Annotated in this window: 14 protein-coding genes; 13 read left to right on the forward strand and 1 reads right to left on the reverse strand. The window is 35.8% G+C overall.

Annotated elements, in window-relative coordinates; genetic code table 11:
* The first annotated feature begins 66 nt into the window (after positions 1 to 66).
* The 13 genes from AC25Y1_RS08435 to AC25Y1_RS08495 all read left to right on the forward strand — a co-directional run bounded on the left by AC25Y1_RS08435 (position 67) and on the right by AC25Y1_RS08495 (position 13,848).
* A complete protein-coding gene (locus AC25Y1_RS08435) occupies positions 67 to 1,563 on the forward strand; it encodes a Sau3AI family type II restriction endonuclease (RefSeq protein WP_488147526.1) in 1,497 nt (498 codons plus the stop codon).
* Between the two features lie 79 nt (positions 1,564 to 1,642).
* Positions 1,643 to 2,668 (forward strand): hypothetical protein, encoded by a 1,026-nt coding sequence (locus AC25Y1_RS08440; protein ID WP_488147527.1) that lies wholly within the window; start codon positions 1,643 to 1,645, stop codon positions 2,666 to 2,668.
* Positions 2,669 to 2,919: 251 nt separating this feature from the next.
* Positions 2,920 to 4,176 carry a hypothetical protein gene (locus tag AC25Y1_RS08445; protein WP_488147528.1) on the forward strand — a complete coding sequence of 419 codons (1,257 nt, stop codon included), beginning with the start codon at positions 2,920 to 2,922 and terminating at the stop codon, positions 4,174 to 4,176.
* Between the two features lie 224 nt (positions 4,177 to 4,400).
* Positions 4,401 to 5,117, forward strand: a complete 717-nt coding sequence (locus tag AC25Y1_RS08450) for a DUF6998 domain-containing protein (RefSeq protein WP_488147529.1) — start codon at positions 4,401 to 4,403, stop codon at positions 5,115 to 5,117.
* A gap of 95 nt (positions 5,118 to 5,212) precedes the next feature.
* Positions 5,213 to 5,665, forward strand: coding sequence for an NUDIX hydrolase (locus AC25Y1_RS08455; RefSeq protein ID WP_488147530.1), 453 nt, complete (start codon positions 5,213 to 5,215; stop codon positions 5,663 to 5,665).
* 287 nt (positions 5,666 to 5,952) lie between these two features.
* The gene (locus tag AC25Y1_RS08460) at positions 5,953 to 9,144 is read left to right on the forward strand and encodes a lamin tail domain-containing protein (RefSeq protein WP_488147531.1); all 3,192 of its coding nucleotides are present in this window, start codon (positions 5,953 to 5,955) and stop codon (positions 9,142 to 9,144) included.
* A gap of 172 nt (positions 9,145 to 9,316) precedes the next feature.
* Entirely contained in the window at positions 9,317 to 9,664 is a 348-nt protein-coding gene (locus AC25Y1_RS08465; RefSeq protein ID WP_488147532.1) for an ArsR/SmtB family transcription factor, read from the forward strand.
* Between the two features lie 15 nt (positions 9,665 to 9,679).
* Entirely contained in the window at positions 9,680 to 10,978 is a 1,299-nt protein-coding gene (locus AC25Y1_RS08470) for an arsenic transporter (protein WP_488147533.1), read from the forward strand.
* Positions 10,979 to 11,003: 25 nt separating this feature from the next.
* On the forward strand, positions 11,004 to 11,423 hold the full coding sequence (gene arsC / locus AC25Y1_RS08475; protein ID WP_488147534.1) for an arsenate reductase (thioredoxin): 420 nt from the start codon (positions 11,004 to 11,006) through the stop codon (positions 11,421 to 11,423).
* 358 nt (positions 11,424 to 11,781) lie between these two features.
* Entirely contained in the window at positions 11,782 to 12,177 is a 396-nt protein-coding gene (locus tag AC25Y1_RS08480) for a hypothetical protein (RefSeq protein ID WP_488147535.1), read from the forward strand.
* A gap of 32 nt (positions 12,178 to 12,209) precedes the next feature.
* Complete coding sequence (locus tag AC25Y1_RS08485) at positions 12,210 to 12,551, forward strand: hypothetical protein (RefSeq protein ID WP_488147536.1); 342 nt, start codon at positions 12,210 to 12,212, stop codon at positions 12,549 to 12,551.
* A 233-nt stretch (positions 12,552 to 12,784) separates the two neighbouring features.
* Positions 12,785 to 13,321: a DUF1572 domain-containing protein gene (locus AC25Y1_RS08490; protein WP_488147537.1), complete on the forward strand. Its 537-nt coding sequence runs from the start codon at positions 12,785 to 12,787 to the stop codon at positions 13,319 to 13,321.
* 173 nt (positions 13,322 to 13,494) lie between these two features.
* Positions 13,495 to 13,848 (forward strand): hypothetical protein, encoded by a 354-nt coding sequence (locus tag AC25Y1_RS08495; protein ID WP_488147538.1) that lies wholly within the window; start codon positions 13,495 to 13,497, stop codon positions 13,846 to 13,848.
* Between the two features lie 223 nt (positions 13,849 to 14,071).
* Here AC25Y1_RS08495 and AC25Y1_RS08500 read toward each other — a convergent pair whose 3' ends face one another.
* Positions 14,072 to 14,329 carry a hypothetical protein gene (locus AC25Y1_RS08500; RefSeq protein WP_488147539.1) on the reverse strand — a complete coding sequence of 86 codons (258 nt, stop codon included), beginning with the start codon at positions 14,327 to 14,329 and terminating at the stop codon, positions 14,072 to 14,074.
* Between the last annotated feature and the right edge of the window lie 225 nt (positions 14,330 to 14,554).

Here is a 14,554-nt window from a genome sequence, read left to right on the forward strand (position 1 = left end):
TGCTATTATGGATATATTTAGAAAAATGTGATATATATTATGTAATAGGAGTTAGGGGGCCGGGTAATGAATCTAAAATATGATAAAACTGATAAAGAATCCATCTTTCGATATGCTCAAAAATTGAAAGGGCAAACCTTTAACGATGTCTGTGATCTAGATGAAGTTTTTTTACAACCTGACAGGGATGCACTAATTTATAAAGAGGAATATAAAAATAAGAAGAGAAAAGGTGGTTTAGGAGAAATAATAGAAGAACGTTTTTTTCACTATAAAATAGATAATGAGGCAAGGGCTGATTTTCCAGAGGCTGAATTGGAATTAAAAGTGACTCCTTATAAGATTAATAAAAACAAAACATTGTCAGCAAAAGAACGTTTGAGTATTTCTATGATTAATTATATGAAAATTATTGACACTAATTTTGATGAAAGTAATGCATGGGAAAAGATAAAAAACATTTTACTTATTTATTACAATGCAGATTCCGAAATACAAGATCGATTAAATTATATTATCGATTACATATACCTCTACACTCCTTCCGAAGAAGACCTGCAAATTATTCTTCATGACTACGAGACGATTCAGAAAAAGGTGTTAGACGGTAAAGCCCATGAACTGTCTGAGGGGGATACCATGTATTTAGGTGCTGCAACAAAATCGAGTAGTTCAAGTAGTAGGACAGCACAACCAAACTCAACAGAATTGGCAAAACCTAGAGCCTTTTCTTTAAAAGGCTCATATATGACACACTTACTTCGTAACTATATTGTGCCGCAGGAAGAACAGTCTTTACAAGTTAAACAAAGTGATAAAGTAATAAAAGATGATCGCGTTGTAGACTTCGAAGCTTATGTAATTGATAAGCTAAATGAATATAAAGGGCAGAGGAGTAGAGATTTATTTAATCGCTTTCTCAAGGGAGAGTATAAAGATTCGTACTCAGATTATAGTAGAATCGCGTATGCAATATTAGGCGTACGTACAGAAAACGCCGAGGAGTTTGAAAAAGCGAATATTGTTGTAAAAGCAATTCGCGTTGACCATGATCAAGGCCGTAAGAAAATTGTCGAATCTATGTCCTTTCCTGCCTTTAAAATCAATGAACTTATAGAGGAAGAGTGGGAAACTTCCCAGATTCGTCAGTATTTCGAAGAAACGAAATTCTTATTTGTAATCTTTCAAAAAGATGGTGATGAATATTATTTATCTGAGGCATTATTTTGGAATATGCCAGCTCCTGAAATAGATGGGGCCCTCCAAATGGAGTGGACGAAAGCCAGAAATACGTTTCAACGTGGGGTAAATTTTAAACTGAGAGAACAGAAAAATGGAATTGTTGTGTTGAATGATTTACCGAAACAATCCGAGACAGAAATCCTCCATGTCCGTCCACATACTGCAAAATCAGCTTATTTAATACAAGAGTTTGATTACAGTAAAGGTGATATTGAAAAACATGCCGATCAACTTCCGAATGGGGATTTTATGACGATTCAAAGTTTTTGGCTTAATAATCATTATGTGTTAGAACAGGTAGAGGATTATTTAGAAAAGTAATCCCAAGGTACAAGAAAATTCATAGAATTACTCACAAGTGTAAGAAAATCTTAACCTTCTAGAAAGGGTGGATAATTAAATGGGTGTATTTTCTACAGCGTGGGTGGACGGGAAAATAGAAAATATGGATAGGTTAATGCAAGATAACAGTGATAGAAGATTTATGTTTATTTTGGATGCCAACTTTGCAATTATGGCGCGATATTATGTTACAGATAGAGCTTCTTTTAATAAGTATTACGAAAAACAAAAAACTAAATTCGAAAAGATTATTACTGTAACAAAGAATTATTCTTCGAGAATAATATATGCAATGGCTTGTGAAGAAGCATCTAGATCAAAAACAACTGGGAATATCGACCCTGAAAAGTATAAATTAATGGTGAAATGTGTTGGGGAAGTATTTGAATTAGATTTTAAAACTGAAGTTTTATCTAGAGAAGATTTTGTTGAAGATGATTTAAGGTATAGTAAAGCACCGATTTTATTAAATAGTGGATTGTTCAAAAAGCAACTAGTAATAACCTATACAACTATTTTAAAGGCATACCTTATGAAACATTTTGATAACCAAGATAATAAAGTAAAGATAAAAGACATGTTTAATTTCATGGCGGAGGAAATAAATGTTTTTTCGCCAATAAGTACATCCTTTGTCATCCACTATTTAGGAGAGGAACCAAATATATTAAAGAGTACGAACCCATCTAAAGGCATAGAAACCCTGTTGAACAAGATATACGCGGCTTCGATTGATATGTTAATGCCTACACAGGCGTCCCAATTGTCGGAGCTTTCCGGTTATCAGGAGATCCCAATATTTGTTACCTTTGATAAAGGGATTAAGTTGCTATTTGACTCGATATTTATTTCGCAGGAAGAGAAAATATTGGGGGCTGGGAAAATAGTTCCAGCATATTCAACTAGAATTTTCTATAGCTCGGGCTGGAAAGATGAAGATATCATTGAGTTATGCAACTACGCCAGACAAGTTCAAGTTAGTAATAGGACAGTGGTACCAAATAAGGAAGATAAACTACTTAGACTTAATGATTTAGCAGTAACGTTAGAAAATGAATTAAGGTTTAAGGTAGAGAAATCTTAGATGTTTTAAATGTAATTAGTATTTCTTTATCCAAGCCGTAAAATGGTTTCAGGTAATATCTGGAACGTGTTAGAAACAAATCCGACAATATATGAAGAAGCATAAAGTAAGAAGAACAAGCCAATCTTTGCTAATTATTTGGGGTTTTAACTCCAATTTGACATTAAGCAACAACCGACTTTGAAGATTTGTTTGAAAAGTTCAGCAGTGAAAGTTACCTGCTATGTAAAATAGATAGGAGATGAGTTTATATGAAAGTTCAATTCGAAGAATGGTTAATTAAACAAAAAATATCTTTACAAGCAAGTGAATTACTTAAGGAGGCAATCCTATGTTATAAATCATCAGCATACAGATCCTCTCTGTTGTTCTCTTATTTGACTTTCCAGACAATACTCAAAGATAGGATTTTGGATGCGAAAAAGCCGAGCGCAACATCCCAAAGTCTTTGGGATTCAATTCAAAGAGATCTTCTTAATGATGATATTTGGGAGAGTAAATTATTTGAGACTGTAATTAGAAAAAAGCCTTCAGAAATATTCCTACTTAGCGATGAGGTTAGGAAGCAGTATGAATACTGGAAGGATCGCAGAAATGATTGCGCACATGCTAAAGGTAATCAAATTAGTTACCAACACGTTGAAATATTCTGGCTTTTTATTGAATCAAATCTAGCGAAATTTGTAGTTAATGGGGGAAAAGAATCACTCATTGAAGAAGTTAAAGTTCATTTCGATTGGAACGTAACCCCTAGGAGTGCTAGCATTACAAAAATAATTGAATCTATTCCTAAAGTGCTGGAAAAATCTGAGCATAGAGAGTTTCTTCAAGATATTTATAACTATTTTAAAGATAAAGGTATATCAACCGATGATACCGTTATAATATTCTGGGCATCGTTGTTAAAGATTGATGAAGAATTTTCCAATAGTACAATTAAGTTTTTAATTGATAACGACTCATTCATATTGGATTTATTAATGACTGAACCAAAATTGGTGTTATATTTTAGTGATGAAAAACAGTTTATACGCACTCTTTGGAAAAAGAAGTTTTGGAACTCATATAGGATTTATCCATTATTTATTACGATGTTAAGGAATAGACTGATTCCACCTGAGGAGTTCAAAGAAGCTATTGAAAGAGTTTCGGTAATCGTAAATGATGCTCATTTCTCACGAGTAGAACAAGTTGATGTAGTTTCATTGCAGGAATGTGGATTCTTTGAGATATTTGCAGATTTAGCCTTTGGGGATTTCCCAAAAGTGAAAAACTTTGACTGGGCAAGAGAAAATAAACATATTATCTGCCTATATCTAAAAATATATGGGTTAAATAAAGATATAGTTAGTGTCCTTAATGATACTTTTAATGCAAAACATACACCATGGAAATTAGGAGATGCAATAAAAGAATTATTTGAAGAAAACCCTTTAATAAAAGAAATCTACAGTAAATTAAATGAAGATATAGGAGGGGAACTCCCAGAAAATTTGGGCTTCAATTAGAGAAGTATAGGGTAGTTTCAGTTACAAGTCTAGTACATAACAGGAGAAGGTTAAGCTGATTATATAACACTTTGTTAATATCTTCCTCATGCTAATATCCAAAAACGTGGATTGTCAATATAGCACCTTGTTCAGGTACCAAAACTAAGTCGGTAGTTTTCTATTCGATAAAAGGATTTTCAAGCTAATTGTCGAAGTGTAAATAATTAAGGGGGGGTATTCACTTGGCACTAACACAAATGCAAATCATTCAATCTCTAGGTGAGGCAATGAATTGGTTAGAAAGAGAAATCAGCTGGGGTGCAAATCCAACGGGACTGACGCATCTTATGGGTCGTATCGGTGAATTATATGTCGCAATGTATACGAATGGGAATATGGCCGACAATGTGAATGAAAAAGGGTATGACGTCGTTACGAAGGATAATGAACGAATATCGGTGAAAACGACTTCGCGAACGAGTGGACAAGGTCATGTATCCTTCAATCCAAATACTTTGCAATTTGTGGATCGGGTTATTATTTTGAGATTCAATGCTGAAGAAATGGAACTTGAAATTCTGTTGGACAAATCAGTCGAAGAGGCAAAGACTCTTATGACTGCTAACAGTAGTGGCAAGCTATCTATTTCGATGTCGAAGATTTATAAACCGAATCAAAAGGTGCGTAATGATAGTGAGGTTGCCGTTATTAAGCAAGCAGTATATCGAAATTATGAAATCAGAGAGTTAGAGAGCGGAACGATTGAGGTTTATGATAATGGGGAGAGACAATCTGTGGTAAAACCTGCTTTGAGGGATATTGCAGGTGAGATTTCAGTACCGTTATTTAATGCCAATGGGAATCCTTTTAATACTCGGCAGTTGGGGACGTTAATTATTAAAAGTTTGAATCAAGTAGACAATAAAGTACGTATTGATAGCGTATATGTTGAGACATAACATGAAGATTCAATAACTTAGAGGTGTTAAATGGAATTTTTAATGCCTTAATATAGTTTGCAAGTTTTGATGATCTAATAGAAAGGAGAGTTGATGTGTCAGGTTATCCAAACTATCGCAATTCGGTGGAGATTATTATTGCTCATAAGGGGAAAGTTTTACTAGTTAAGCGTTCGGAGGAATCGGTTGTAGCTCCTGGTGTTTGGAATGTGCCAGCTGGTAAAGTGAAATATGAGGAAATCCCAATAGAAGCTCTATATCGTGAAGCTAAAGAAGAAACGAGTTTAGTTGTAGAAATGGTCAAGGAATTATCTATTAGAAATCTAACAAGCGAAACTTCTACTGGTGAAAAGTACTATCGTGTTGTTTTCACATACCTTGTCAAACCAAAAAATGATGATATTTCTACATTAGAAATTGATGAAGAGCACTCGGAATATGTTTGGGTAGATCAAGATGAACTACAAAGTGAAAAATATGATTCTATACTTAAAGAATTGAAAAATATTCTGTTAGGTCAGGTTTTTAACGAATATAACGAATATTAGAGAGGAATCCAACCATATTATTTGGCTGGGTTCCTTTTTGGCCACATCAATCGGAATTAGGGGTTTAATCAAAAAGATACAAAAACAGGTGGAGAAAAATGAGTCGTTTTTCTCCATCTGTTTTATTTTAAGGACTTATTAGACAGAAATGCCCACAAAAAACTTCCTATTCAAAGGTTTACATCATCTTAACAAATTTCCTGAAGTTAATTTACAAGGCTGTGCAATACTCAATAATGGAGGCGTTTTGTACACCTACTAAAATATACTAAAAAGGAAGTTGTGAAATGAGGACAAAGAAGAAAGGCGCAGGTATTTTTAATTTGTTTATGATTGGAATGATTATCTTTTCGCTTTTATCTTCGGAATTACTAGTCGTTAAAGCATCGGAAGTAGATAATACCGTTTTTATTAATGAAATTGAATCAAATGATCCAGTGACAGACATAGATTGGATCGAAATTATAAATACAGGAAATAGTAATATAGATGTAAGTGGTTGGTTCGTGTCAGATGACAAAGGGTTAGAACGTGTTGAAGACAATAAAGAATGGCGTATTCCAGAAGGGACTGTCTTAGCTGCTGGCGAAATTCTTGTTGTTGAACATGATGTCGTGTTAGGTAATTTATCTTTAGGGAAAAATGACACAGTTTCTTTATTTGATCATAACGAGCAGTTAGTAGATACATATTCTTATACAGGGCATGCGGTGGGTACGTATTCAAGAGTACCAGATGGAAAGGGCGATTTTGTCGACCAAGAACCGACTAAGAATGCGCTAAATATTGTAGAAAAAGAAGAACTACCAGAATATAAGTTAGTGATTAACGAGATTAACTCTGCACCCGATGACTGGGTAGAGCTGATGAACTTAGGAACAGGTGAGATGGACCTTTCAAATTATGAAATTCGTGATAATTCAAATGACCATCGCTTTAAATTTAGTGAAGGCACAAAGCTAGCAGCGGGTGGACTTATTGTTGTTGATGCAAATACACAGGGTCTTATTTATGACGACCAAGCTAAGGTGTATATCCCAGGTGAGTTCCAAGAAGCAATCGGAATTGGATCAGGAGATTCTATTCGTTTATACAATCGAAACGGAGATTTACTAGATGACTATTCATGGACGAAGCATGCGAGCTACGAAGGCGATGAATCGAAAGCATCCTATGGTAGATATCCGGATGGAACGGGTTCGTTTGTCTTAACGAAGGAAACAAAAGGTGCAAAAAACGAATGGTATCAGCCTCAAATTGTCATCAATGAAGTAGAGTCTAACGGTGATGAGACGGATTGGGTTGAAGTTTATAATATAGGAAATACACCGGTTGATTTATCGGGTTGGTATTTATATGATGACGATCCAGTAGGTCATGCTGCGGATATTACCCCTGTGATAGAAGGAACGATGCTTAACCCGGGTGAATTTTATGTATTTGATCAAAATAAGGATTTTACATTTGGTTTAGGTAAAAATGATAAAGCAACAATCTTTAATCAATCAGGTATAGTCATTGCAGAGTATGCGTGGGAAGTGCATGCAGAGGGAGTTTACGCACGTATTCCTGATGGGGTGGGTGACTTTGTAGATTTCCCAACATCGACTAAAGGAAAAGCTAATATTGCCACAAACCCTGTCGTAATCAATGAAATACAATCAAGTGATGCAAATGGCGGCGCAGATTGGGTAGAGCTTGCAAACCCAACAAATGAAGTTCTAGACATCTCAGGAATTGTTATGAAAGATAATAATGATGCGAATCAGTATGTTTTTGCAGAAGGAACGACAATTGATAAAAATGGCTTTTTAGTTATAACTGATGACGAATTTGGTTTCGGACTTGGAAAGAATGACGCTGTACGTTTATTTGAAAACGAGAGATTAATTGCCCACACAACGTGGACAGATCATACGAATCCGACTTGGGGATTATACCCAAATGTTAATGGAAAAGAATATAGAAATACGCTTGAAGAGACACCAGGTGCACCAAATAAGTTTGAAGGTATTCCTGATGTGATTGAATGGCCAGGTAATGGTGAAGTTGTAATTTATGATCATGAACCGATGTTCTTAGAAGATTCATCAGGTTTAGACTTCCATAACGGACAATTATATGCTGTTGATAATGGAACGGGTAAGTTCTGGATTTTAGACGTTGCAATAGACGGTACTTTAAGCTTTGCAGAAGGCTTTGAAAACGGCGGCAAGCGCGTACGTTTCCAGAAAGATGCCGATAATCCAAGAGCAGCAGGGCCAGATGCGGAAGGAATCACAGTAGATCAAGATGGTTTGGTCTATATTGCTTCTGAACGCGATAATAGCTTCAAGGGCGTTAACTTCAATATGATTTTAAAAGTAGATTCAAATGATAAAGCGGAAGATTTAATCGCTTTACAACAATGGGATTTAACAGCATCACTCCCACAAGTTTCAGCAAATATGGGAATCGAAGCCGTAGAGTGGGTTTCTAATGCAGATGTTGAAGGTAAGCTTTACGATGAAAATACGAAAGCAGCATTCGATGCATCCCATTATCCAAATGCAATCGCAAATGGCGTATTCTTCGTAGCATTAGAAGATAATGGTCATGTGTATGCATATGTGTTAAATGAAGACGAAAGCTTTGTACAAATCGCTGATATTAACGGAAAGCTCGGCGGGGCGATGGCACTTGATTATGATACTTTTGAAGATGTCTTATGGGTTGTTGCTGATAATGGATATAATAACCGTTCCGCAAAAATAACGTTAAATGGTAAAAAACAACCAGATATCGTTCATGTTATGCCTGCAAGTGGTGTTGATATTAATGCGAATAATGAAGGGTTTGCGATTGCAGCGAAAGAATATACTAAAAACGGCCAAAGACCAGTGTATCGCTTTAAAGATGGAGATAAAGTTGGATCATTATCTATCGGTTCAATTGCAACTAATTATAATGAAAGCGAACCAGGTAATGGCGGAACGATTATCTCAGGCGATCCAGTTTGGCAACATGGTAGTGAAGAAGATTTAGTTATTGTTGTAGATGTTGATCATACGAAGTTCAAAGACCTTTATATCAATGATAAGAAAGTTGATAAGGAGGCTTATAAAGTTGAGTCAGGCAGTACGACAATAACGCTATTCAATGACTATTTAGCAACGCTTGCTGAAGGCGAATATCCACTCAGCATAGAATTCACAGATGAAGTTGTAAACACACAACTAACAATACTTGCGGAAGCGGACACGAATGAAGAAAATAAACCAAATCCAACAGATCCAGAAGAAGCTAAACCAGTTGGTCCAAATAATAATGAAGAAAACAAAACAAGTGAAAAAGATAAAGATAAAGAGAAAAAAGGTAACAACAATGAAAGGCTTCCAAACACAAGTACAACACTCTATACCAATCTTGTACTAGGGTTAATTTTACTAGGGCTTGGCATAGCAACATTCCTGAAGAGGAGAGGTAGAGCGGAACAGTAAATTAAGGGAATACAAATATTAAAGAGGAATCCGATCAGATTTTATTTGGTCAGATTCCTCTTTGCCTTCTAATTTATTCTGATACTAGCACCAAGTCTAGTTGAAGAAAAAACACATACTTGCTTATATAAGCATATGGTTATATACTAATACTTAATTGGAGGGATGACACTTGACTACAACGGTAAAGATTAATCTACAACGAGCATCACAACTATTAAAATTGCTCGGAGATCCGACACGTTTAACGATGATGAAGTTACTCAAGTCACATGAATGCTGTGTGTGTGAATTTGTTGAGATATTTAAGATGAGTCAGCCGGCGATTAGCCAGCACTTACGTAAACTTAGAGATATCGAATTAGTTAAGGAAGAACGCAGAGGTCAATGGATTTTCTTCTCGATTAATGAAAATCATGAAGACTATCCGTTTATTAAAAGCATTCTTGAACATCTACCAGAACAGAACGAATCTATCGCAAAGCTGGAAGCACAAGGGCTTCGAGTTTGTTGTCAATAAGGAGGAGAAAGTACGTTGGTTTCAGCTATAACCGCATCATTGATTTTCATCATTACACTTATTTTTGTTATTTGGCAACCTAGAAATTTATCGATTGGATGGACTGCATGTATTGGTGCGGTGGTCGCTTTGTTAGTGGGCGTAGTTAATTTTCAAGACGTTATCGATGTGACAGGAATTGTATGGAATGCTACGCTGGCTTTTGTTGCGATCATTATTATCTCATTAATCCTAGACGAAATTGGATTTTTCGAATGGTCTGCCCTTCATATGGCCAGATTGGCTAAAGGCAGCGGGATTCGGATGTTCGTTTATGTCAGTCTTTTAGGTGCAGTCGTTGCTGCGTTATTCGCAAACGATGGGGCTGCCTTGATCCTAACGCCAATTGTTTTAGCGATGGTTCGAAATTTAAATTTCAATGAAAAAATGATTTTCCCGTTTATTATAGCCAGTGGGTTTATCGCAGATACGACTTCGCTACCATTAGTCGTAAGTAACTTAGTCAATATTGTTTCAGCAGACTTTTTCGGTATCGGATTTGTTGAATATGCATCCCGAATGATTGTCCCAAATTTATTTGCATTAGTTGCGAGTATTTTAGTGTTGTTGTTATTCTTTCGTAAAAGTATCCCTAAAAACTATGAAGTGTCAGATTTAAAAGAACCGAAGGATGCCATCAAAGATTTAAAGTTGTTTCGACTTGCTTGGGTAATTTTAGGCGTATTACTCGTAGGTTATTTCTCGAGTGGCGTTACAGGATTGCCTGTCTCGATTATTGCTGGGATTACAGCTATCTTCTTTATGCTTATGGCACAAAGAAGTCCTGCTGTTCACACGAAGCAAGTTATTAAAGGGGCACCTTGGAATATTGTTTTCTTCTCTGTCGGCATGTACGTAGTCGTTTATGGGTTAAGAAATGCTGGTCTGACAAGTGTCTTGGCAGATGTTATTCAAATGGCGGCCAATCAAGGACTCTTTGTCGCAACGATTTCGATGGGCTTTATTGCGGCGATATTATCGTCCATTATGAATAATATGCCTACTGTGATGATTAACGCTTTAGCTATATCGGAAACGACTACATCTGGACCGATTCGTGAAGCTTTGATTTATGCGAATGTAATTGGGTCGGATTTAGGTCCGAAAATCACGCCAATCGGTTCCTTGGCCACTTTATTATGGTTACATGTTTTGTCCCAAAAAGGTGTGAAAATATCTTGGGGTAGTTATTTCAAAATCGGTATTATATTAACAATTCCTACACTATTGATTACACTAATCGGCCTGTATTTATGGCTGTCATTCATACAATAAAACACAAAAAAAGGAGATTTTAATTATGTCGAAAAAAACACTCTATTTCTTATGTACAGGTAACTCATGCCGTAGCCAAATGGCTGAAGGATGGGGCAAAAAGTATCTTGGTGAAGAATGGCAAGTTCTAAGTGCTGGTATAGAAGCACACGGCGTAAATCCAAGTGCTGTTAAAGCGATGAATGAGGCCGGCGTCGACATTTCGAATCAAACTTCGGATATTATTGATCCGCAAATCTTAAATAATGCAGATTTTGTTGTCACGCTTTGCGCGGATGCTGATGACAAGTGTCCGATGACCCCCCCACATGTAAAACGTGATCATTGGGGATTTGATGACCCTGCAAAAGCAGAAGGAACAGATGAAGAGAAATGGGCATTCTTCCAGCGTGTACGTGATGAAATCGGTGCAAGGATTGAACACTTCGCTAAAACGGGTGAATAAGTAAAACAGGCTGGAACAACAAAGAAGTAGTAGTTGATGTAGCAAAAAATAGAAAAGATCAGCATTTGATTGAGGAATCCAACCAAATTAATATTTGGTCGGATTCCTTTTTTATGCAAAATAAAAATGTGTAAAGGTTTCGAAGACGTTGATGTCGAAGGAGGGTTTAGGGAACTCTGAAATAATTGGTCTTGTTATATAGCTCGGTGTAAATCAAAGTATGGTTCATGTAATTAAAGGGTGAGTTCGGCCATAAGAATGTAGAAGCGTAGATTGATACTAAGATATTGGGGGGATTATCATTAAAAAGCTGACTTTGATTATATTAGGACTTATCCCATTAGTGTTAGGTTTCATCATGAATTCATGGATTCTGGATAATCCAGATAGAGTTTTACCTTTTAAACTAATCGGATTTGTATTTCTAGCTTTTTGGGTAATCGTTGGGTTCATTGGTTTTAAGTTTGAAAAAACATTATTAAAGTCGACCATGATTGCACATTTACCTGCCTTGTTAGCGCTCTTATTGATAATGTATCAAATAATATCGGGGCAATTATGGTCAAATGTATTTTTAGCTGCTCAGTTCTATTATTTACCCTTGATGAATATTTCTGCCTTTGTAGATGGAATATTTTCGTTCTTATTGTCATGGGATAACGGCCTTGGGTTAGCAAGCATAACCGCTTTTTTATTAATGTTTGCTGCTTACTATGTAGGCTATTCTTTAAATAAATACCTCACCATACAATAAGTAGGTGGTAGATCGAGAGGGATGCTTAAAAGATGGAGTTCAAAATTGGAGACGGTATGTCTATTTTTTTACCCCCTTTACACATGACGATTATGGCAATTATCATCATTTACTTGCTAGTTAAGTGGAGCAAGCAGGTAGAAACACGACGCTTCACGATTTTCTTTTACTTCCTAATCAGCACTTATATTGCTCCAGTTTATAACGAAAGTACAAAGACTGGCTATTTTGAAGTATGGCTTCCAGTAGGCTATATATTTCTAGCCATTTATATGTATGGAAATAAAAACAAAAAGCCCCATCCTGCTAAAGTAAAAGCAAGTATTCTGGGGTTCTCTTTGGCGATATATCAGTTAATAATTCATTATTTTTAGTTGTCGTTGGCTAATTAATATGAAAGAGTAGGTGATAAATTTGAAGTTTATTTCATTTTCGGCCATGTCAAGCAGTGGTTTAGATCATAAGGTTAACGACATCTCATCCTGACATTGAAGTAATTGACATTAAGTTTACTGCGAGCTTTGGAAGTGTCTATGCAGCTATTTTGTTCCGTTGATAGAAAAAAGTTGGAAGAGAGAATGGTTTAAAACAAAGGGTGGGTAAATTTATGAATCTTGGAAATGAATACTTGAAGATTGTACAAGAAAGGTTTGAAAGCCTAAAAAATCTTGGTGATAAAACAATAAGTCAATTATCAGAAGAGGACATACACTGGAGATTAAACGAGGCTTCAAATAGCATTGCAATTATTACAAAACACTTAAGTGGAAATATGATATCGAGATGGTCCGACTTTTTAACATCAGATGGGGAGAAATCCTCCAGAAATCGTGATCGTGAATTTGAAGATGACATTTCCTCGAAACAGGAAATGATAACTAGTTGGGAAGAAGGATGGAACTATCTTTTGACTACATTGAATGGATTAGAAAACCAAGATTTGTTGAAAAATATAACCATTCGGGGCGAGAAACATACTGCGCTAGAAGCAATCGAAAGACAAATGGCTCATTACGCTTACCATATTGGTCAGATTGTTTATATTGCCAAGCAATTAAAAGGCGAGAACTGGGAAACTCTTAGTATCCCTAAAGGAAAATCAGAAGAATACTTACAGCAGAAGCTAAAAAAACATCGGACTTAAAATTAATAGACTTTAGTTCCGTAAACGGGCGATACCTTAATATGGCAATGGTAGCTCTTTATTGTTCAAAAAAGTGTATAGGTTTTTATAATATTATGCTAAAATTAATACTATGAGTTATTAAATTACGGTAGTAGGCTAGTGCATAAAAGTCCTATAAGGAGTTGATATTTTTGGTTGACAAAGAAACACAGATAAAGATACTGCTTTATGGAAATCCATTAGATTTTGCTTGTGAAACTCTTGGTGTTGAAAATATGAGATATCATAGTTACTCAAAAGTTTTTACGGTTAGTGAAGAAGAAGTATATGAATATACCACAATCAATGGTCTCCCACCGAGTGATTCAACGAGTAGAGGTTCTATGGCTGAAGGCTTCCACTTTTTTGAGGAAGAAGGTAAATGGTACACCTTTTTTAGAGAGAGGGGCTCTATCCACCATGAAAAAAACTTTAATGATTATGAGCTTGGTAAAAAATACATAGTACATACATTGCTACAATTAGCTGGTACTGGACTATATTAGTAGTTGTTTTAAACAAGTGAAGTACAATCACAAAGTATAATTCACCCTGGATGAATAAGACAAAACTGTTTTGGTACCTTTTTCACCAGTCATTGCCACAGAACTTACCACCTGTTGCCACCGTATTTACTAATTGGAGATTTTAAATAGCGCATGATAATAAAGCTTGTTTCTTGCCTATTTTGGCGAGGAATTAGGCTTTCGATGTTCAATAATCGCACCTTTATGAAACTTTCCTTTTTTCTTTTTCACCTGAAAGTTTAATACCCAACAAAACCCCAAGCAACATACCAACTGCAGCACCTATTGTAGCCCCTAAGTATCCGGCAGCCTCATAACCACGCCCACCCATAAATTCAAAATCAGCAAAATGATTGCCACCTATATTCATACCAACGAACAATCCAATAACTAGCCCGATTACGGATAGGATGACTCCCACGCCGAGCCCATACAGAATTTTACGTTTGATTTTAATCACCTCCTCTCACTTCCTTCTACTTGTTCCGCAATCTGGATTTTTGAATACTATCCTTATTCAAAAATAAAATAATTAGTACAAAAATATAACGTTTATAATTTAATATATGCTTTTCTTTTCAAATAGATCAGCTAGTAAATGTGAGGTGCTTGTTAAAAATTGATTGATTTTTAATAAAACAGGCCAGATTGTGAAGGAAATGTATTTAGTAAAAGGGTAAATAAT

Source organism: Sporosarcina sp. Y1009, assembly GCF_057669865.1.

Bases quoted from the DNA above. Each gene is read 5' to 3' on its own strand.
- AC25Y1_RS08440 (WP_488147527.1), top strand. From the start codon at position 1,643: ATGGGTGTATTTTCTACAGCGTGGGTGGACGGGAAAATAGAAAATATG.
- AC25Y1_RS08480 (WP_488147535.1), top strand. From the start codon at position 11,782: ATGAATTCATGGATTCTGGATAATCCAGATAGAGTTTTACCTTTTAAA.
- AC25Y1_RS08485 (WP_488147536.1), top strand. From the start codon at position 12,210: ATGGAGTTCAAAATTGGAGACGGTATGTCTATTTTTTTACCCCCTTTA.
- arsC (WP_488147534.1), top strand. From the start codon at position 11,004: ATGTCGAAAAAAACACTCTATTTCTTATGTACAGGTAACTCATGCCGT.
- AC25Y1_RS08460 (WP_488147531.1), top strand. From the start codon at position 5,953: ATGAGGACAAAGAAGAAAGGCGCAGGTATTTTTAATTTGTTTATGATT.
- AC25Y1_RS08445 (WP_488147528.1), top strand. From the start codon at position 2,920: ATGAAAGTTCAATTCGAAGAATGGTTAATTAAACAAAAAATATCTTTA.
- AC25Y1_RS08435 (WP_488147526.1), top strand. From the start codon at position 67: ATGAATCTAAAATATGATAAAACTGATAAAGAATCCATCTTTCGATAT.
- AC25Y1_RS08490 (WP_488147537.1), top strand. From the start codon at position 12,785: ATGAATCTTGGAAATGAATACTTGAAGATTGTACAAGAAAGGTTTGAA.